Annotated in this window: 18 protein-coding genes and 1 pseudogene; 11 read left to right on the top strand and 8 right to left on the bottom strand. The window is 52.0% G+C overall.

Annotated features, from left to right (window positions below; translation table 11 throughout):
- Positions 1-7: 7 nt before the first annotated feature.
- From VXK30_RS10880 to VXK30_RS10915, 8 genes are all read right to left on the bottom strand, one after another.
- Positions 8-1,177 carry a phosphopentomutase gene (locus VXK30_RS10880; RefSeq protein WP_275714705.1) on the bottom strand — a complete coding sequence of 390 codons (1,170 nt, stop codon included), beginning with the start codon at positions 1,175-1,177 and terminating at the stop codon, positions 8-10.
- A gap of 15 nt (positions 1,178-1,192) precedes the next feature.
- Positions 1,193-2,188 carry a LacI family DNA-binding transcriptional regulator gene (locus VXK30_RS10885; RefSeq protein WP_275714707.1) on the bottom strand — a complete coding sequence of 332 codons (996 nt, stop codon included), beginning with the start codon at positions 2,186-2,188 and terminating at the stop codon, positions 1,193-1,195.
- Positions 2,189-2,642: 454 nt separating this feature from the next.
- Positions 2,643-3,548 carry a magnesium transporter CorA family protein gene (locus tag VXK30_RS10890; protein ID WP_275714709.1) on the bottom strand — a complete coding sequence of 302 codons (906 nt, stop codon included), beginning with the start codon at positions 3,546-3,548 and terminating at the stop codon, positions 2,643-2,645.
- 162 nt (positions 3,549-3,710) lie between these two features.
- Positions 3,711-4,580 (bottom strand): MetQ/NlpA family ABC transporter substrate-binding protein, encoded by an 870-nt coding sequence (locus tag VXK30_RS10895; RefSeq protein WP_275714711.1) that lies wholly within the window; start codon positions 4,578-4,580, stop codon positions 3,711-3,713.
- Between the two features lie 40 nt (positions 4,581-4,620).
- Positions 4,621-5,283, bottom strand: a complete 663-nt coding sequence (locus VXK30_RS10900) for a methionine ABC transporter permease (RefSeq protein ID WP_275714714.1) — start codon at positions 5,281-5,283, stop codon at positions 4,621-4,623.
- A complete protein-coding gene (locus tag VXK30_RS10905) occupies positions 5,273-6,286 on the bottom strand; it encodes a methionine ABC transporter ATP-binding protein (protein WP_275714716.1) in 1,014 nt (337 codons plus the stop codon). Before VXK30_RS10905 ends, VXK30_RS10900 begins: the two co-directional genes overlap by 11 nt.
- Positions 6,287-6,384: 98 nt before the next feature.
- Complete coding sequence (gene trmB, locus VXK30_RS10910; protein ID WP_275714718.1) at positions 6,385-7,047, bottom strand: tRNA (guanosine(46)-N7)-methyltransferase TrmB; 663 nt, start codon at positions 7,045-7,047, stop codon at positions 6,385-6,387.
- A gap of 12 nt (positions 7,048-7,059) precedes the next feature.
- Entirely contained in the window at positions 7,060-7,548 is a 489-nt protein-coding gene (locus VXK30_RS10915) for a YbaK/EbsC family protein (RefSeq protein ID WP_275714720.1), read from the bottom strand.
- Between the two features lie 496 nt (positions 7,549-8,044).
- On the opposite strand from VXK30_RS10915, the gene VXK30_RS10920 reads away from it, so the two are divergent.
- The 11 genes and pseudogenes from VXK30_RS10920 (at position 8,045) to VXK30_RS10970 (ending at position 19,469) form a co-directional block, all read left to right on the top strand.
- The gene (locus tag VXK30_RS10920; RefSeq protein WP_275714722.1) at positions 8,045-10,312 is read left to right on the top strand and encodes a diguanylate cyclase domain-containing protein; all 2,268 of its coding nucleotides are present in this window, start codon (positions 8,045-8,047) and stop codon (positions 10,310-10,312) included.
- Between the two features lie 141 nt (positions 10,313-10,453).
- Positions 10,454-11,503, top strand: a complete 1,050-nt coding sequence (locus VXK30_RS10925; RefSeq protein WP_329493263.1) for an FAD:protein FMN transferase — start codon at positions 10,454-10,456, stop codon at positions 11,501-11,503.
- A 114-nt stretch (positions 11,504-11,617) separates the two neighbouring features.
- Positions 11,618-12,781: a CdaR family transcriptional regulator gene (locus VXK30_RS10930; protein WP_275718007.1), complete on the top strand. Its 1,164-nt coding sequence runs from the start codon at positions 11,618-11,620 to the stop codon at positions 12,779-12,781.
- A 202-nt stretch (positions 12,782-12,983) separates the two neighbouring features.
- On the top strand, positions 12,984-14,387 hold the full coding sequence (locus VXK30_RS10935) for a GntP family permease (protein ID WP_275718008.1): 1,404 nt from the start codon (positions 12,984-12,986) through the stop codon (positions 14,385-14,387).
- A 105-nt stretch (positions 14,388-14,492) separates the two neighbouring features.
- A complete protein-coding gene (locus tag VXK30_RS10940; RefSeq protein ID WP_275718009.1) occupies positions 14,493-15,623 on the top strand; it encodes a glycerate kinase family protein in 1,131 nt (376 codons plus the stop codon).
- A 26-nt stretch (positions 15,624-15,649) separates the two neighbouring features.
- A complete protein-coding gene (locus VXK30_RS10945) occupies positions 15,650-15,925 on the top strand; it encodes a sugar diacid recognition domain-containing protein (protein ID WP_275718010.1) in 276 nt (91 codons plus the stop codon).
- 150 nt (positions 15,926-16,075) lie between these two features.
- Positions 16,076-16,264, top strand: a pseudogene (locus VXK30_RS10950) (transposase); the annotation flags it as partial.
- Complete coding sequence (locus VXK30_RS10955) at positions 16,264-16,458, top strand: hypothetical protein (protein WP_329493267.1); 195 nt, start codon at positions 16,264-16,266, stop codon at positions 16,456-16,458. The pseudogene VXK30_RS10950 and the gene VXK30_RS10955, both read left to right, overlap by 1 nt.
- Positions 16,459-16,631: 173 nt before the next feature.
- Entirely contained in the window at positions 16,632-17,972 is a 1,341-nt protein-coding gene (rsxC, locus tag VXK30_RS10960; RefSeq protein WP_275713668.1) for an electron transport complex subunit RsxC, read from the top strand.
- A complete protein-coding gene (locus VXK30_RS10965; protein ID WP_275713669.1) occupies positions 17,972-18,925 on the top strand; it encodes an RnfABCDGE type electron transport complex subunit D in 954 nt (317 codons plus the stop codon). Before rsxC ends, VXK30_RS10965 begins: the two co-directional genes overlap by 1 nt.
- Positions 18,915-19,469 carry an FMN-binding protein gene (locus tag VXK30_RS10970; RefSeq protein ID WP_275713670.1) on the top strand — a complete coding sequence of 185 codons (555 nt, stop codon included), beginning with the start codon at positions 18,915-18,917 and terminating at the stop codon, positions 19,467-19,469. The genes VXK30_RS10965 and VXK30_RS10970 overlap by 11 nt, the downstream gene beginning before the upstream one ends.

The following is a 19,469-nucleotide window of genomic DNA, read 5'->3' on the forward strand; positions in this document are numbered from 1 at the left end:
CTCCTGTTCAGTCGACAATATTTTTCAGCCGGGACGTGCCGGTAATTTCCGGCTTCACCCCGAAATAATCAAGAATCGTGGCCGCGATATCGGCAAAGGTCGGCAGTGTGCCCAGATTGGCCCCGGCTTTTACCCGTTTGCCGTAAATCACCCAGGGCGTGTACTCGCGGGAGTGGTCGGTGGAGGGTGTGATCGGGTCGCAGCCGTGGTCCGCGGTAATCATCAGCAGGTCGTCCTCGCGAAGGCCCGCCAGAATTTCGGGCAGCTTTTCGTCAAAACAGGTCAAGCCTTTGGCGTAGCCGTCCACGTCGTTGCGGTGGCCGTAAAGCATGTCGAAATCGACCAGATTGATAAAGCACAGGCCGTTGAAGGTTTCCTTCGTCAGCTCGATCGTGCGGTCAATGCCCTCCGCGTTGCCCTTTGTCCTCATAAACCGGGTAATCCCCCTGCCGGCGAAAATATCGTTGATCTTGCCGACGGCGATCACATCATAGCCGTTTTCCTTCAGCTGGTCCAGCATCGTCGTCTTCGGGGGGAGCAGCGAAAAGTCGTGGCGGTTCGAGGTGCGGGTATAATCCGGATAGGTCCCGACAAACGGCCTTGCGATCACCCGGCCGACGCCGTGCTCGCCCGCCAGCAGTTCCCTCGCGATCTGACAGCAGCGGTAAAGCTCTTCCACCGGCACGAGCTCCTCATTCGCCGCTATCTGAAATACGCTGTCCGCGGAGGTGTAAACGATGAGCGCGCCCGTTTCGGCATGCTCCCTGCCGTAATCCCGGATGACCTCGGTGCCGGAATAAGGCTTGTTGCAAATGACCCTGCGGCCCGTTTTTTCTTCAAACGCACGGATGACCTCCGGCGGAAAGCCGTCCGGATAAGTCGGCAGCGGTTTGGGGGAATTGATTCCCGCAATTTCCCAATGGCCGATCGTGGTGTCCTTGCCCTTGGAAATTTCCCTCATGCGCGCGACCGCGCCCGCGGGGCGCTCCGCCCCCGGGCGGCAGGTGACGCCGTCGATATTGAAAAGGCCCAGCTTCTGCATGTTGGGCATATCAAAATACCTGCTTGTCGCGGCGGCGGCAAGCGTATTGCTCCCTTCGTCGCCGTACTCCGCGGCGTCCGGCTCTTCGCCGATACCGACACTGTCGAGTACAATCAAAAAAACTCGTTTATTCATAGTATCCGCCTTTCTTCATTTGCGCATTCTTGTCGTCTGCCCCATTTTCAGAGAAACGGGCAACACGTTCTCCCTGGAGCTGAGCTTCCCGTTTGCGACCTGATCAATAATCAGTTTTGCCGCAAGCCGCCCGATTTCCTCGATCGGCTGTACGACGGTGGTCAGCGCAGGCGTCATCAGCGAGCTGAGCTCCACTCCGTCATATCCCACAATCATGATGTCGTCCGGGACTTTTTTATCCTGTTCGCACAGCACCTTATACAGGGACAGCGCGGTCATATCGCTCAGGGCCAGAATCCCGTCCACATTCGGAAAGCGTTTCAGAAGCTCGCGCGAGCTCTCGACCGCGTCGAAGCTGTACTGGCTTTCCATAAATAGAGGCTGGATGCCGTGTTCGTTGCAGACGTCCACATAGCCCAGAAAGCGCTGGCTCCCGCTGGAATATTTCTGCGGCCCGCGCATGAGGACGATATGGCGGCACCCGCACTCGATCAGATGCTCGGTGGCAAGGCGCCCTCCCGAGTAATTGTCGGACTGGACCACCGCAGTATAACGGCTGCCTGCGTCCTTGTCCAGAGCGACAACGGGCAGCGGGCAGCTGCGGATTTCTTCATCCAGATTATCATTGTTGGCGGTAATAATAATGCCGTCCGCATTCATGGCGGTAAGCATATTGATATAGGCGACTTCCTTTTTCGGATTTTCGTCCGAATTGCACAGGATCATCTTATAGCCGTTCTGAAACGCCTCATCCTCAATCGCCCGGCCGATCTCGGTCAGGAAAACGTTCAGGATGCTCGGCACGATGTAGCCAATGATCTTAGAAGACTTTTTATAGAGCGAACGCGCGATTTCATTTGGCTTGAAACCGGTTGCATCGATCGCTTCCAAAACGCGTTTTACTTTTTCGTCACTTACTTTTGCCGTCCCGTTGATGACACGAGACACAGTCGCCGACGAAACACCGGCTAATCTCGCCACATCGCTGATCTGAGCCAAAATCATCACCATAGCTTTCCTGTTAAAAATGCGGTTGAACCGGACCCCGTCCCTTTTGAATTTTGAAACCGGTTTCAATGTATTTCCATTCTACACCAGCGTTATCTGATTGTCAATATTTTTTCACACTAACAATATTTTTTGTTTATAATGACCAGCGAACAAGCTTTTTCATCCTGCGAAAACTGTCTTATTCCTCATAATTATATTACAGCGGGCAAAATAGTTCCAGTACTTTTTGAAATTATTTTCAAAAGAGGCCCTTGCAGCCAGGTTGCAGACAAACTGCCGGACCGCGACAAATCGCGCAAGTCAAGGCGGCAAGCGCCGCAAATAAGGAAGGGTAACAGCACCTTTCGCGCCTACGGCAATCACGACTGCAGCATTCTGTAGTACTCCTCTGTGCTTCGTCCCGGGGTCGTATAAAATCAGCTTTATGAGAGTGACTTTGACGTCAGTCTGGTCCTTACAGTATTTTCTTCTTTTTGAAAAAGAGAATACAGACGACCACAAAAGCAACCGAAAGACCCGCGGCAAAAGCGTAGCCGTACGGCCACTGAAGCTCCGGCATATACTTGAAATTCATGCCGTACCAGCCGACCAGAAGCGTGAGCGGAAGAAAAATAGCGGTAATCACGGTAAACAGCTTCATAATCGCGTTCAGCCCGATGTCCACCTGCGACTGATACGCCTCGCGCACCTGCGTGATATAGTCGCGCAGGTTGAGGACGCTCCGGTTCAGGCGGTCCACCCGGGCCGTAAACATCTTGAAATAGCGCAGCGCGCCGGAGGACAGAATCCCGTTGGAGTTTTCCTCGATGCTCTCCGCGACATCCAGCAGCTGCTCATAATATTTTTTATAGAACATCAGCCGTTTCCGCATCGCGATGATGTCCTTGATAAAATCCTCGTCCGCGCCCTCCATGACCCGCTCCTCCAGCGCGGAGATCTCCTCTTCCAGCGCCTGCAGCTCCTCCGAATCATGAATGGTCAGGTTGTTGAAAAATGCGTAAAGAATCCGCGTGATATTCAGGCTGGATGTTTTGCCGCCCGCAAAAGTATCCAGCACATCCTGTACCGCACGGTTTTCCCTGTTGCTGACAAAGACGATCCGGTCCGGCATGATATACAGCCCGATCCGGTGGGTCAGATACCGTTCGTTGTCGTTGACGACATTCAGTAGAATAAAGTCATACCCGTCGTACGCCTCCAGCTTGGCGGGACCCGGGTTCGCGCACTCGCCGAACGTGTGCGGCGCCGCGCAGAAATGACCGGCGCGCAGCTCCTCCGGCGTACAGACGCAGACGGTATCCGGCGCAAACGGAGTTTCCGCTCCCTCAAGCGTTTCTTTCGTAATCCGATAACACTTCATAGCCATACTCCCTATGTTTTCTTTTCCCGCCCTGCAGCGGTTTTCCCGCACAGGCGGGTTCCGATGGAATTAATCCCATTGTAGCAAAATACATCCCTTATTTCAACGCTAAAACACCTGCACGGAGAAATCCGTGCAGGTGTTTTCTGCAATCGCTTTCGCTTATTTTACCGGAACAACAGCCCCGTTGAACGTATCCGTGATAAAGGTTTTGATTTCCTCGCTCTTCAGCACTTCCACCAGCGCCTTGATATCCTCGCGGCTTTCGTCGCCTTCGCGGACAGCGATAATGTTGGCGTATGTGGTTGCCGCAAGGGAGTCGTTCGCTTCCACTGCGAGCGCGTCGGAAACCTTCAGATTTCCCTCGAGAGCATAGTTGCCGTTGATGACGGCCAGGTCCACGTCGGGCAGGGTACGGACCAGCTGGGCAGCTTCAATTTCCGTAAACTTCAGCTTCTTCGGGTTTTCCGCAATGTCCTTCTGAGTGGCGGTGATCCCGGCGCCGTCCTTCAGCTTGATCAGGCCCTGGTCCTGGAGCAGCAGAAGCGCTCTGGCCTCATTGGAAGTATCGTTTGGAACCGCAATGGTCGCGCCTTCCTTCAGATCGGCAAGGGCCTTGGTTTTCCCGGCGTAAATACCGAACGGCTCATAGTGGATGGAGCCCGCGGAAACAATCTTGGTTCCATTTTCCTTGTTGAATTCATCCAGATACGGCTGATGCTGGAAGTAGTTGGCGTCCAGGTCCTTGCTGTCCAGAGCTTTATTGGGAAGAACATAATCGGAGAATTCCTTGATCTCAAGATCGTAGCCCTTGTCTTTCAGCAGCTTGGCGGCTTCCTTCAAAATAATCGCGTGCGGTGTCGGGGACGCGCCGATGACGATTTTCTTGGCTGCCGCCGTGCTTTCCGCTTCGCTGGAAGCCGGGGCGGCAGAGGATGCGGCCGCAGAGGAAGCGGTTGCGGAATTCGCGCAGCCGGCAAATACAGAAGCAGAGAGTGCCGCAATTAAGATTGCTGATAATAATTTTTTCATTGTAAAACCTCCAAAATTTCAGATAGGAATCGTTTATCGTTTAATTTTTTCTTTTGTCGCTCAGTCCGGCCGCCCTCATCCCGATGCCCTGAAGCACCTGAACGATCACAACCAGCAGAATGGTGGCGATCAGCATCATCTCGCCCTGCCAGCGGTAAAGGCCGTAATTGATCGCAATCGTGCCCAGCCCGCCGCCGCCGACAACGCCGGCCATGGCGGAATATCCCAGAATCGTGGTCGTCGCAATGGCGCAGCCCACAATCAGGGAAGGCTTGGATTCGGGAAGCAGGACCTTCCAGATAATCTGGAAGTCGGACGCGCCCATGGACTGCGCGGCTTCAATCACGCCGATGTCAATCTCTTTCAGCGAGGACTCGACGAGCCTCGCGATAAAGGGCGCCGCCGACAAGGTCAGCGGAACAATGGTTGCCGTGGAACCGATGGTGGTGCCCGTCACCATTCTTGTAAACGGAAAGATGGCGATCATCAGGATCAGGAACGGGATGGAGCGGGTCAGATTGACGATCACATCCAGCACCTTATACAGAGAAGCGTGCGGGCGGATCCCGTCCTTTGCGCTGGTGAACAGCAGGATTCCCACGGGCAGGCCGATAATATAGGCAAAGAGTGTGGAAACCAGTACCATATACAGGGTTTCACCAATGCCCTGCAACAACATGCTCAGCGTTGACTCATCCCACATAACCGTTCACCTCCTCAGCGGACAGACCCTTCGCGCGTACATAGTCAAACATCTTCTGCGCCAGAGCCTCGTCCTGCGGCAGCTGGACCACCATCTGGCCAAACGCTTTGCCGTCTATGTCTTTGGTGTCTGCGTACAGGATATTGACGGGCGCCTTGCAGTCGAGGACCATATTCGCAATGACCGGCTCAAAAGAAGAATTTCCATCAAACACAATGCGCATACATCGCTTGCTGATCATTTTATCGGGATGTTTCCCTTCGGGGTAGACCAGCTTCTGCGCCGCCGCCGTCTGCGGTCTGTGGAAAATATCCTCCACAGAACCGGATTCGGCAATCCGGCTGTCGTCAATAATGGCGACGCGGTTGCAGATTTCCTCTATTACGCTCATCTGATGCGTGATAATAACAATGGTGATGCCCATCCGGCGGTTGATATCCTTCAGCAGCGCCAGGATCGACGTGGTGGTGGTCGGGTCAAGGGCGCTGGTGGCTTCGTCGCACAAAAGCACCTTCGGATTGGTCGCAAGCGCGCGGGCAATGGCCACACGCTGTTTCTGGCCGCCGGAAAGCTGGGCGGGGTAAGCCCGGGCCCTGTCGGCCAGGCCGACGAGCTCAAGAAGCTCTTTCGCCCTTTTTCTTGCGGATGCCCTGTCAGCGCCGGCCAGCTCCAGGGGAAAACAGATATTCTGCTCCGCCGTGCGCTGCATCAGAAGATTGAACTGCTGGAAAATCATCCCCATGGACCGGCGAACCGTGCGCAGGTCCTTATCGGAAAGGGCGGACAGGTCGCGCCCGTCGAACAGGACAGTGCCCTCCGACGGCTTTTCCAGCATGTTGATACATCGTACCAGCGTGCTCTTACCGGCGCCGCTCATGCCGATAATGCCAAAAATATCGCCTTTTTCAATCGTCAGGTTAATATCGCTTAAAGCCTGCACCTCAGAATCCTTCGTGTGGAAGGTTTTGCTCAACGATTGAATTTCGATGATAGCCTCGCCCAAGCCGACACCCCCTCAAATAACATTACTAAACATATAGGAATTATAGTGAATATTGCATAATTTGTCAATGCATATTGCAAAAATAAATAAAACAAATCTTATTCTCCCGTCCACCGGGCGGCAAGCGCCTTGATTTTTATACCCTTTTCCATGAACATTTTTTCATGTTCGGTCAGCGCATTTCCCTGCTGACCGCCGCCGTGCAGGTCGTAGGTCATAGACAGAATCTCAAACCCGCTTTCTTCAAAGTACACCAGCGAATCGTCAAAAAGGGCGCCGTCATCGGTTTTAAAGTGGATTTCTCCGCCCTTTTCCAGAATCTGCTTGTAATTCTCAAGCTGGCGGGGATAGGTCAGCCGCCGTTTGTGATGCTTGGCCTTCGGCCACGGATTGCAGAAATGAATATAGATTCTCTCCACCGTATCTTCGGCATTCATCACGGTGAGAATCCGCTCAATATCCTGCGCCATCAGCACGACGTTGTCCGGCTCTGCGTTCCGCTCCCGGAACGCCTGTTCAATATTCCGTTTGGCCGGGCCGAGAACGGCATCCTTCAAATCGATTCCCATATAATTGATCTGCGGATTCTGCGGGGCAAGCCCGGCGAGAAAAAGGCCCTTTCCGCAGCCAAGCTCCAGATGGATGGGCTGCCGCCGCCGGAAAAAGCTGTGCCATTTTCCAATATACTGTGCGGGATTGCGGACAAAAAAGCCGCACGCATCCAGCTCGGGCGCGGCCCACGGTTTATTGCGCATTCTCATGACGGTAAACCCCTATCCTTTTCCCTGAAGATCCTGCCAGTTTTTGCAGACGTCCACCCATTTCACGCTTTGGGAAACGTGGAAAAGCTCGTCACAGCTCAGCTCCACGCAGGAGCTTGCGCTGCCGCCCGCGGGGAAAACTTTGGAGAAGCGTTTCAGCGAAACGTCGCAGTACACCCTTGCGCAGGGCGGATTTCCAAACGGGCAGACGCCCCCTACCTTGTACCCGGTCAGCTGCTCCACCTCGTCGGGAGCAAGCATTTTCGCCTTTGTGCCGAACTCTGCCTTGAATTTTGCGTTGTCCACCTTGGCGTCTCCCGCAGCGACGACAATCACGCAGCCGCCGCCGCTGTGAAAAGAGATCGACTTTGCAATGCGCGCTTCCTCAACATTCAGCGCCTGTGCGGCCAGCTCCACCGTCGCGCTCGAAACCGAAAATTCGTGCAGGCGGTCTTCCATCCCGTATAATTTTAAATAATCCTTTACTTTCTGAACCGACATCATTTCCTCCGGCTTTCCGATATTATTGATAGGTACCTATCCGAGCATGTCGAAAACATGCGGACTGTCAAAAATCGCGGGATTTCCCCGCTGTATTCCGATCAATTATTGAATTCTTTATAGTATAGCATACTGCGTAAAAGTAAAAAGTATTTTTATTCAAATTTGTAATAAGACACAAATTTCAACGAATTTTTTTCCGTTTTATGTATCTGTTTCCCTATGCCGGAAATCCGGAAATTTCCGCTTCCCAACCGCATTGGCGGCAAACCGGACAGCCCGCATAATGACGCCGCCATTTGCATAAAGATTATCACCCGCGAAGAGCACGGCGTACCCCAAATCCCCTTTTTTCGTTAGATTATTATAATTTATTACTTTTATATAATTATTTTTATGAAAATAAATCATTGTACACGAAAATAAAATAGTGTATATTTTATTTATTGTCATCTGCTGTTTTTTCAATCGTGCTACTTGGAAAGGACGTGAGCATGTGAAAACAAATCCAAGGCTGAAAACGGTTTTGATTCTTGCCATTTCCTGCTCTGTCCTGACTACTTCCTTCACTGTGTTTGCCTTTCAGCTGAAAAAAGACATCCGGAATTTTGCCGATCAGGAAATTGAGGAAAGCGAGCAACAGAATTCCGCGGCATTGTCCGGCCAGTTCAGCGAAAGACTTGCGGTTTTAAGCTCTCTGGCGTCTTTGATCGGCAGCAGGGAGGTTCAAAACGACCCAACCGTTACACAGGCGATGCACTCTTTGACAAAAAGCGGCGCGTTCGTACAGACCGCCATCGCGGATTTAAACGGCGACAGCACTTCGGACAGCGGCGAAAAAAGCAATGTGGCGGAATATGATTTCTTTAAAAAATCCTTAAATGGTCAAAAGGCAGTCTGCGACTCCTTTGCTTTTTACGGCAAAAAGAGCCTGCTTTTTTCCGTGCCGGTCTATCGAAAGGAAGCCGTAGCCGGCGTCCTGATAGGGATTTCCGACACCGGGCCGCTGACGGACGCCCTCAGCACAGCCGTATACGGCGGCGCCGGCTCCCGCCTTTTGCTCGGGCGCGACGGCAGAGTCATTCTTCAGTCGGACACGCCGTTTGACAGCAAGGAGGAAAATCTGTTCTCCTGTCTGCTGAACAGAAACCAGGGCAACCGGGACAGCATTGACCGCATCCGCGGGATCATGGACCGCTCGGAAAGCGGTGCCGTGGAGTACGGGACCGGCGGTTCTTACGGTTATCTTTACTTTGCTCCTGTTGCGGGGACGGACTGGTACCTGGCCGCCGCGGTCCCGGATACCGCGGTTTTTTCCAGATTCGGGCGTCTTCTTCTGCTGTGCGCAATTCCTGTGGCGGGAACCGCGCTGACTTTTCTTCTGCTTGGAACTTACTTCGTCGTTCTGCTGCGCCGGAAAAACGCCGACGTCAGAAAAGGGATTCAGGAGCTGAAAGCGCTGACCGCCAATATCCCCGGCTGCGTGCAGCACTGCAAATACGATGGCTTTCTCACGATCGTGTACTGCAGCGACGGCTTTCCGCAGCTGACCGGATATACCCCGGAAGAAATCGGGCGGTTCTTTCACAACCGGTTCCTCCTCATGGTTTATGAGCCCGACCGCGAGGTCATTCAGCGGAGCATAGACGCCCAGCTTCAGAACGGCAGCGTCATTGACGTGCAGTACCGTCTGTTAAGAAAGGACGGCTCCCTGATCTGGGTTCTCGACAAGGGACAGCTGATGGCCGAAAGCGGCATGGAGCCCGAGCTTTACTGCCTGCTGACGGACATCACCGACCAGCGGGAAATCATGCAGGAGCTGGAAATCAGCAACGAACGCTATCAAATCGTGCTGGACCAGTCGGACAGTATGATTTTTGAATACGACATCGTCAACGGGACGGTATCCAACAGCACAAGCGGACTTTCTGTGTTCGGAAGCGGCAGCGCAATCCGGAACTTTCCCGACAGCGTGCTGAAAAGCGAAATGATTCACCCCGACGACCTTGACCTGTTCCGCTCCATGTTTACCGGCGTCAAAAACGGAGCGCACAGCGCGGAGGGCGAATGCCGGCTGAAAGACCGGCAGGGCTCCTATCTCTGGTACAGCATGAAGATCACTACGATTTTTAATCAGAACGGCGAACCGGTCCGGGCTATCGGCAGGATCAGCGACATCACCTGCCAGAAGGAAGCCACCCAAAAGCTGGTGCAGAAAGCGCAGCGCGACGGACTGACCGGGCTGCTGAACAAATCCGCCACAAAAGCGTATATTGAGCAGGCGCTGGTCGGCAACGAGCTTTGCGCACTGTACATCATCGACGTCGATCATTTCAAGGATATCAACGACCATCTTGGACATATGTTCGGCGACGCGGTGCTGGCGGAAATCGGCGGCAAGCTGAAAAAGCTGTTCCGCACCTCCGACGTGGTGGGGCGTGTCGGCGGGGATGAATTCATGGTGCTTCTGAAAAGCATCGGCGACCTGTCCCTGGTGGCCGAAAAGGCAGACGCCATTCACCAGAGCCTGCAGCAGACTTTCGAGAACGGGCCGAAACAGTATTCCATCTCCGGCAGCATCGGTATCGCGGTTTACCCGAAAGACGGCAGGACCTACGCGGACTTATATAAAAAGGCGGATGCCGCCCTTTACGAAGCGAAGCGCTGCGGCAGAAGCAGGTTTGTCATTTTTGACGGCGGGCTTGAAACATCCGGGTACGTAAACGGCGCTCCCAAACAATATGATTCCCTTTCCCCCCAGTGAAAACAATCGGAAAACCACAGGAAGCCAGCTTCCGGCAACAACTGCGCCGGTGACTGGCTTCCCTTTTCATAAATCCGCGAAATTCTTGAAATAACCACAAATCGTGATATAATTCTAAGCAGTTATGCAAGGGAGGAAACAATGGATAGAAACAAAAAAATCATTCTGACGCTCAGCGTCCTGCTGACCGCCGTCATCGTCTGTCTGGCCTTCCTCTGGATCAGATTCGGACAGCGCGCGGACAGCTACGAATGTACGAACTTCGCAATGGGAACTTATGTCCAGCAGACCGTTTATGGGAAAAACGCGGAGACGGCGGCAACCGCTGCCGCTAAAAAAATAGGCGAGCTGGAAAACCTGATTTCGTGGAGAATCGCGGATTCCGATATCGACAGGCTGAATCAGGCTTCCGGCTCCAGCTGGGTCAGGCTCGACGCGAGGACCATCGCTCTGCTTCAAAAAAGCCTTACCGTCGCTCAGAAGTCCGGCGGGGCCTTTGACCCTACCATCTTGCCGATTACCTCCCTATGGGATTTCGGAGGAGAGAACCAGCGTGTTCCCTCTAAGGCGGAAATCGATACCTATTTGAAATACGTGGATTATAACAATTTAAGAGTAAACCCAAAGGATTCCGCCGCGTCCCTGAAGCTGCACTATACCGCGGTCGAACTGGGCGCGATCGGGAAGGGCGCCGCCTGTGACGAAGCAGTCGCCGCCTACCGGCAGGCCGGAGCGGACTGCGGAATCGTCGCCGTCGGCGGCAGCGTGGGAGTATTCGGCACCAAGCAGGACAAATCGCCCTGGCGTGTGGCGGTGCGCGATCCCCGCAGCTCCGAAGCGCAGAGTGCTTCCATGGGCACAATTGACCTGGCCTCCGGTTTTGTGTCCACTTCCGGTACATACGAAAAGAATTTTACGGAAAGCGGCGTTACCTATCATCATCTTTTAAACCCGAAAACCGGCTACCCGGAAAACAACGGCCTGCTTTCCGTCACGGTAGTCTGTGACAACGGCGCGCTGAGCGACGCGCTTTCCACCGCCTGTTTTGTTTTGGGAAAAGAGAAGGGGACCGCTCTTCTGAAGGAATACAACGCCGGCGGAATCTTTATCAACAGCGATCATCAGGTATTCGTCACGGATAATCTTGTAAATTCTTTTAAAATTGTCGAAAAGCAATATATTTTTAAATAAAACGAGTTAAAATTCAGAATATTAAAATCTTTATAACCTGTATTCTAAGGCTTTGCTTCGTAAGGTGGTATACCAAAGTAAGAATCAATCACACAGGATAAAGGAGAATTCAAAATGCATATTTCCACTCAAAGTGCACAGCAAATTGTGAACGAGATAAGTACTATTGTCAAGCAGCATGTAAATATGATGGATGCACAAGGTTATATTATTGCCAGTACCGATTCGAGCCGTGTAGGGAATTACCACGAAGGTGCAAAAAAGATCATTGACGAGCATCTTACGGAATTTTATGTGACTCCCGAAACAGAAACTCCTTTCACCCGCGCCGGACTCAATCTTCCCATAATCATCAACGGTGAGACCATCGGCGTTATAGGCATCACCGGCGGGTACGAGCAGGTTTTTAACTATGGGCAGATTGTAAAAAAAATGACGGAAATTCTGGTGCGGGAAAGCTACGCCCGGGAGCAGGAGCGGTTTGACAAGAAGATTGAAAGCCGTTTTTTGGAAGACTGGATTCTGGGTACAGGCGCAGAGTTGGGCCACGCCTTTATTGAAAGGGGCGTCGCACTGCACATTGACATCACCCGTCCAAGGCGGGTCATGGTGCTGCGGCTTGCAGACTTTCAACGCCTTGCCGGCACCGGAGAGGGGCAGAAGGTGATTGAAAAGATAGAGCAGGCTGTCCGTCAGTTTATCTGTGAGGAACCGGGAAATGTCTATTTGCGCCTTACTACGAAGCAAATTTGTTTGGTAATGCCTCGCAGTGACATTCAGATGCGTGCATTAGCAGAAAAACTTTGTCAACATATCCATAGTTTATTTGATGTGACGCTTTTCGCGGGAATTGACAATGGGGAGACCGGTACAACTGACGTCCGAGGCGCCTATATCAAGGCCAATAAAGCATCTCATGCCTGTAACGTGCCCGCTTACTGCATTATGCTGTACGACCAAATTAACATGGAAATATTCATGGAGGAGATTCCAAAGGTATTGAAAGAAGAATACCTGCGTAAAATATTTGCAGGCTGCAGCTTTGAAAAAATGCGTAACTGGATTGCTATTTTAGAAGTTTACTTTCATGCCGAAGGTTCCATCCGCTTATCGGCTGAAAGGTTGTTCATGCATAAGAACACCCTACAATACAAACTGAAGAAACTGGAAGAATGTACCGGTTATGACGTGCGCCTTCCCAGTAACAGCGCAATTTTTTATATTGCTGTTTTGTTTTTTCGGGATATTCAAAAAGAATTGCTTATTTTGGGCAATTAATACAATAGAACTGATGATTTTTTAATTATGATGTTATGGGTAATATAAATTCAAGGCTAATTGTGTTATATAGGACATATACAATCTTTCCGCAATGTTATAATATAGGTTAAAGAAAGAGAGTTTGTGCAAAGATTTTAGGAAAATTGCCGAACTCGCGAAAGCTGTTATAAGCTTGAATACATTGTAGGAGGGTAATTTTATGTCTGGAATCGGTCTAATTATTGCGTTTGTTATTGCGATCATTGTAATGATACTGGCAATTTCAAAGCTGAAAGTCCATCCATTTTTGTCCATCATGAGCGTATCCCTTATTTTGGGACTTGTTGCGGGAATTCCACTGACAGATGTCGAACAAGCCGACGGTACGGTGGTGCAGGGTCTGGCCAACGTAATCGGCGCAGGCTTCAGCGGTACATTCACCAGTATCGGTATTGTAATTATTTTGGGTGCCCTGATCGGCACTATCCTTGAGGCGACGGGCGCGGCTTTTAAGCTGGCTGATATGGTTATCAAATTGGTTGGACCCGACCATCCCGACCTTGCCATGCTGCTTATGGGCTGGGTTGTGTCAATCCCTGTGTTCTGTGACAGCGGCTTTGTCATCTTAAACCCAATTCGCAAAGCTTTGGTACAGCGTACCCGCAAAAGCAGCGTTGCTATGACGGTTTGTCTGTCGGCCGGTTTGTATGCTTCTCATGTATTCATACCTCCAACGCCGGGGCCAATCGCGGCTGCCAATACCCTTGGCATTGGCAACAATCTGCTTTTAGTAATGGGTATGGGTGCCCTTGTCTCTATTCCAGCTCTTGTGGCAGCTTATTTTTATTCCAAATACATCAGTAAAAAAGTGAAAGCCGCTGATGAGTATGATGCGAAGGCAGCGGACGGCGAAATCATAAAGACCTATGAGCAAGTCGTCGCAGAATACGGCCGTCTGCCAAACGGGGCCCTTGCACTTAGCCCAATCATTGTTCCCGTTTTGCTTATGGCTCTCGGTTCCATTGCTTCTATGTCCAAATGGACCGGTTCAGCGCTCATCATGTGTACGTTCCTCGGCACTCCCATTATCGCCCTTGCCATAGGAACCCTGTTTGGCGTATGGCTGCTGGTGGACACCAAACAAATGAAAAAGTTCTACAATATCACCGATGAAACTTTAAAAACCGTTGGGCCGATCCTGTTTGTCACCGCAGCGGGCGGCGTGCTTGGCAAGGTGATTGCCGTATCCGGTATGGTACAGTTCATCACATCCAATGCATCGCTTTTGCAGACAGTAGGCATCTTCTTCCCGTTCCTTTTGGCAGCTATCCTCAAATCTGCGCAAGGTTCCTCAACCGTTGCTATTACAACCACAGCCGGCATCATGGCTCCGCTGATGGATCTTATGGGGCTGGGGGTGCCTGTTCTGAGCGCTCTTACCGTAATGGCCATCGGCGCCGGTGCAATGACCGTCTCCCATGCAAACGACTCCTATTTCTGGGTTGTTACCAATTTTGGCGCATTGAAGCCGGAACAGGGTTACAAAACACAAACTATGGTTACTTTGGTTGAAGGTGTTGCCGCAATGGCAGGCGTTTTTGTCCTATCGCTCTTTTTACATTAAATTGCCCATTCGGCTTTTACGATACTATTTCTGGGACGGTAAGAGAGATTACCGTCCCAATGCTTTTAACCCTGTAACCACACACAAAGGAGAACGGAGAACATTATGAAAAAGGTCTTACTAATCCCTGATTCTTTTAAGGGGACGATGTCGTCCAGTGAAATATGCACCATTATGGAAAAGTCCATTCATCGTTATTACCCCCATGCGGAAATAATCAGCATTCCAGTGGCAGACGGCGGTGAGGGAAGTGTGGAATCCTTTTTAACTGCCGTTGGGGGTGAAAAGGTGCAGCTTTCTGTAAAAGGACCCTATTTTGAAGAGGTACAGAGCTTTTACGGGTGTTTGCCTGACCATACTGCAGTAGTGGAAATGGCTGCCGCGGCAGGTCTGCCTCTGGCAGGGGATAATCGACATGCAGAAAAAACCACAACCTACGGTGTCGGTCAGTTGATAGAGCATGCGGCAAAGGCGGGCTGTAAAAAAATTATTGTCGGTCTTGGCGGCAGTGCTACCAATGACGGGGGCGCAGGTGCTGCGGCTGCGTTAGGTGTCCGCTTTATGAATGCAGAAGGCCAATCTTTTATCCCTGTCGGCGAAACTTTATGCAACATTGCTTCAATTGACGTCAGCGGACTCAGCCCGGCTCTTGCGGGAGTAGAGTTGATCACAATGTGCGATATTGACAACCCTCTGTGCGGACCCCAGGGCGCCGCAGCGGTATTCGGACCGCAAAAAGGTGCAGATGAGGCGATGGTAAAAGTGCTGGATGGCAATCTTACGCATATGGCAGCGGTGGTAAAAAGAGATCTGGGGAAAGACATCATTCATCTTGCAGGCGCCGGCGCCGCAGGCGGAATGGGCGGCGGTATGGTGGCTTTTTTCGGCAGCAGGCTGCAAATGGGCATTGAAACCGTGCTGGATACGGTTCATTTCAATTCGCTTCTTGAAGGCGCGGATTTGGTATTTACTGGCGAGGGTAAAATCGATTTTCAATCGCTGCGCGGCAAGGTAGTGATCGGTGTAGCACGCCGCGCAAAAGAAAAGGGAGTCCCCGTTATCGCCGTTGTGGGTGATATTGGTGATAATATTGAAGGAATGTACGATCAGGGGGTCAATGCCATTTTCAGTATCAATCGTGTTGCGGTACCGTTTGACGAAGCAAAAAAGCGCAGCAGGAGCGACCTCATGCTTACTATGGATAACCTTATGCGCCTTATTTCACTGGTTGGGTAATTATCTGCCATGGAAAAATTCAGTTAATAAAAAATGTAAACTTTATGGGTGAAGGCGGAGTTATCATCACAACAATGCAGCCGGCACGACGGGGACAAGTTCATGAAGGTGCAAGGAGAATTATGTCCGGAGAAATTGATGAACTTGCCATTGGTATGGAGGATGCAAAAAAATTACAGGGCACATTACTCGGCTACAATAGGGTTGTTGCCTGTATAAGCAAAGCGAATAGGCTGTATCGGCCTGTCAGGATACCCGAAAAAAATGCGTCCGTTTCAGCATCTGGCAACTATCATTGTTAGGAAAGAGTTTGAAAAGTTCCAGGCGACAAACCGCAAACAAGAAGTTCTTGCGAATGTCGTAGGCGAAATTGATAAACATCGTCTGCCCTACAAGAAATATCTGCCGGGAGCGAAGATTTTTTTCAGCATTCAAAGAAATTGAAGATATGACGAATCTATCTGGTTCAAAATCTGTACAACCGGTCGGACATGGCGACCATGACGCAAGTCATCGACAGCCGCGCCTTTTCGGAATTTTGCGGAGTGGAATCAAGCAATCAGGCGCCGGATGGAGATACCATCGGGCGGTTCCGCGCGCTGTTAGTGGAGCACGGCCTGCAGGAAAAGCTGTTTGCACGGTGGTCTGTGACAACGGCGCGCTGAGCGACGCGCTTTCCACCGCCTGTTTTGTTTTGGGAAAAGAGAAGGGGACCGCTCTTCTGAAGGAATACAACGCCGGCGGAATCTTTATCAACAGCGATCATCAGGTATTCGTCACGGATAATCTTATAAATTCTTTTAAAATTGTCGAAAAGCAATATATTTTGAAATAAAACGAGTTAAAATCAGAATATTAAGATCTTTATGTTCTATATTCTCAAACACATTCCGGCAACATTCGTTTCCCGCAGCACGTCTGTGGACAAACTCTGCAGGCGTGTTTTTCATGGATATCAGAACCGTTTACCGGTCTGATAACAGATGAGTAAAATATGGAGGAAAAAACATGGAATTGACATTTCCGGCCAAGCCATTCAAAACGCATGGCGGTGCGGACGTTCCCCACAATAAGAACACGGCGCAGACTGAGTCCGCCGTGATGCCGCCTCCGGCACAGGTGGTGCTGCCCATGCAGCAGCATGCAGGCGCTCCCTGCGCTCCGCTTGTAAACGTCGGCGAAACCGTTCTGGTGGGACAGAAAATTGCGGACAGCGGCGCATTCATCAGCGCTCCGATTCATGCGAGCGTCTCAGGCAGAGTCAGCGCGATCAAAAAGGTCATGCTGCCCGGCGGACAGTACACCGACGCGGTTGTCATCGACTCCGACGGTCAGATGGCCGTTTCCCCGGACGTAAAACCGCCGGCAACGGAAACGCCGGAAGCGTTTACGAAGGCGATCCGGGAATCGGGGCTGGTAGGACTTGGCGGCGCGGGGTTCCCGGCGCACGTAAAGCTCCATGTTCCAAAGGATAAAAAGCTCGACACCATGATTGTCAACGCGGCGGAATGCGAACCGTACATAACAGCGGACAACCGCGAGGCGATTGAAAATTCCTGGGATGTGCTTTCGGGGATTTACGCCGTGGCGGATCTGTTAAAGCTGGAACGCGTGATCATTGCCGTTGAAGACAACAAGCCGGACGTCATTGAAATTCTGAAAAAAATCGCGGACAGCAAAACAAACGACCCGGAAGACCGTGTGCGCATTCTTCCCCTGCACGCGCGTTATCCGCAGGGCGCTGAAAAGGTACTGATCAAGGCCTGTACGGACCGCGAAATCCCGATGGGAAAGCTGCCCGCCGACGTGGGCTGCCTCGTGATGAACATTACCTCTGTTTCCTTTATTGCCAAATACCTGAAAACAGGGATGCCGCTTGTGACAAAGCGGGTCACCGTCGACGGATCGGCGATCCGGAATCCACAGAATGTCATTGTCCCAATCGGCACAAAGATCGCCGACATGATTGAATTCTGCGGCGGGTACCGGTCGGAGCCGAAAAAACTTTTAATGGGCGGCCCCATGATGGGTCTTGCCCTGGCCAGCGACGAGCTTCCAGTGTTGAAGCAAAACAACGGTATCCTCGCGTTCGGAGAAAAGGAAGCCCGGATGAACGCGCCGACCGCCTGCATCCGCTGCGGCCGCTGTGTGGACGGCTGTCCTATGAATCTGATCCCCACGCAGCTTGAAAAATACTCCAATGCCAAGGATGTTGAAAAGCTTCAGGAATATGACGTCATGACCTGCATGGAATGCGGCACCTGCGCCTTCAACTGCCCGGCGGGCAGACCCCTTGTACAGGCCATCCGGCTTGGCAAGGGACTGGTAAAAGCGGGAGGTAAAAAATAATGGCAGAGAAATTGATCGTATCGTCTTCTCCCCATATCAGAAGCGGCGTGACGACCCGCAAAATCATGCTGGACGTCATCATTGCGCTGACTCCGGCGGCAATCGCTTCCGTGATTATCTTTGGATTCAAGGCCCTCGTGCTGATCCTTTGTTCCGTTGCTTCCTGCGTCCTCAGCGAATATGTCTGCAGAAAGGTCATGAAGCGTGAAAACACCATCGGCGACCTGAGCGCCGTAGTAACCGGAATCCTCCTTGCATTTAACGTACCCGTGGGCGTCAGCCCGTTCATTGTCATCTTCGGCGGAATTGCCGCCATTGTGGTGGTAAAGCAGATGTTCGGCGGAATCGGACAGAACTTTGTGAACCCGGCGCTGACCGCGCGCATTATCCTGATGTCCTCCTTCCCCGCCCAGATGAGCAGCTGGAACGCCCCGTTTTATTATCTGCACAGCACCGACGCGATGACCACCGCTTCCCCGCTCGGCATCTTGAAGGAGGGCGCAAGCGGCACCATGCCGACGCTGCTCAATATGCTGGTCGGCGTCCGCGCGGGATGTCTTGGGGAAACCTGCGCGGTGGCGCTGATTCTCGGCGGTATCTATCTGGTGGTGCGCGGGTTCATCAGCCCCGCCATCCCGCTGTGCTATATCGGCTCCGTCGCCGTGATCTCCCTGATTGCGGGAAGGAACGTTCTGTTCGACCTGCTCGCGGGCGGCCTGCTGCTCGGCGCCATCTTCATGGCGACCGATTACGCTACCTCCCCGATCAACCTGAAGGGCAAGATCGTCTTCGCCGTCGGCGCGGGCGTCATCACCATGCTGATCCGTATTTTTGGCCAGCTTCCGGAAGGCGTGTCCTTCTCCATCATCCTGATGAACCTTCTGGTGCCGCATATCGAACGCTTGACACGTCCCAGGGCATTTGGAAAGGAGCGTGTGAAAGTTGAAGATTGACAGAAAAGAGGTGCTCACCCCCGCCCTCACACTGTTTGTGATCTGTTTGGTCACCGCGGTCCTGCTGGCGGGCACAAACCTGATGACGCGCGATAAAATCGTGGAGATCAACCAACAGTCCGAATCCGCTTCCCGCCAGCTTGTGCTTCCTTCCGCGAAGGATTTTGAGAATTCCAAAGACGGTACGTACGCGATCGGCAAAAACGGAAACTCGCTTGCCGGATATGTGTTTACCACCAAGACAAAAAGCTACGGCGGCGACCTGAAGGTGATGACCGGCATTGATAAAGACGGCAAAATCACCGGCGTCGTCCTGCTGGCCATCAGCGATACGCCGGGCCTCGGCCTGAATGCGGAAAAAGAAAGTTTTCGCGATCAGTACAAAAAGGCCGTCCCCGAAAACGGGTTTGAAGTCATTAAATCCGGCACGGCTTCGGACACGCAGATCGAGGCGATGACGGGCGCCACCATTACGAGCAAAGCTGTCACCACATGCGTGAACGACGCAATTAAACAATATCAGAAAGTAAAGGGGGGCGAATGA

Source organism: Caproiciproducens sp. CPB-2 (assembly GCF_036287215.1).
GTDB lineage: Bacteria > Bacillota > Clostridia > Oscillospirales > Acutalibacteraceae > Caproiciproducens.

Excerpts from the sequence above, each read along its gene's own strand:
- VXK30_RS10925 (WP_329493263.1), top strand. The coding sequence starts at position 10,454 with ATGGATAGAAACAAAAAAATCATTCTGACGCTCAGCGTCCTGCTGACC.
- VXK30_RS10890 (WP_275714709.1), bottom strand. The coding sequence starts at position 3,548 with ATGAAGTGTTATCGGATTACGAAAGAAACGCTTGAGGGAGCGGAAACT.
- VXK30_RS10915 (WP_275714720.1), bottom strand. The coding sequence starts at position 7,548 with ATGTCGGTTCAGAAAGTAAAGGATTATTTAAAATTATACGGGATGGAA.
- rsxC (WP_275713668.1), top strand. The coding sequence starts at position 16,632 with ATGGAATTGACATTTCCGGCCAAGCCATTCAAAACGCATGGCGGTGCG.
- VXK30_RS10885 (WP_275714707.1), bottom strand. The coding sequence starts at position 2,188 with ATGGTGATGATTTTGGCTCAGATCAGCGATGTGGCGAGATTAGCCGGT.
- VXK30_RS10880 (WP_275714705.1), bottom strand. The coding sequence starts at position 1,177 with ATGAATAAACGAGTTTTTTTGATTGTACTCGACAGTGTCGGTATCGGC.
- VXK30_RS10930 (WP_275718007.1), top strand. The coding sequence starts at position 11,618 with ATGCATATTTCCACTCAAAGTGCACAGCAAATTGTGAACGAGATAAGT.
- VXK30_RS10900 (WP_275714714.1), bottom strand. The coding sequence starts at position 5,283 with ATGTGGGATGAGTCAACGCTGAGCATGTTGTTGCAGGGCATTGGTGAA.
- VXK30_RS10940 (WP_275718009.1), top strand. The coding sequence starts at position 14,493 with ATGAAAAAGGTCTTACTAATCCCTGATTCTTTTAAGGGGACGATGTCG.
- VXK30_RS10895 (WP_275714711.1), bottom strand. The coding sequence starts at position 4,580 with ATGAAAAAATTATTATCAGCAATCTTAATTGCGGCACTCTCTGCTTCT.
- VXK30_RS10965 (WP_275713669.1), top strand. The coding sequence starts at position 17,972 with ATGGCAGAGAAATTGATCGTATCGTCTTCTCCCCATATCAGAAGCGGC.
- VXK30_RS10935 (WP_275718008.1), top strand. The coding sequence starts at position 12,984 with ATGTCTGGAATCGGTCTAATTATTGCGTTTGTTATTGCGATCATTGTA.
- trmB (WP_275714718.1), bottom strand. The coding sequence starts at position 7,047 with ATGAGAATGCGCAATAAACCGTGGGCCGCGCCCGAGCTGGATGCGTGC.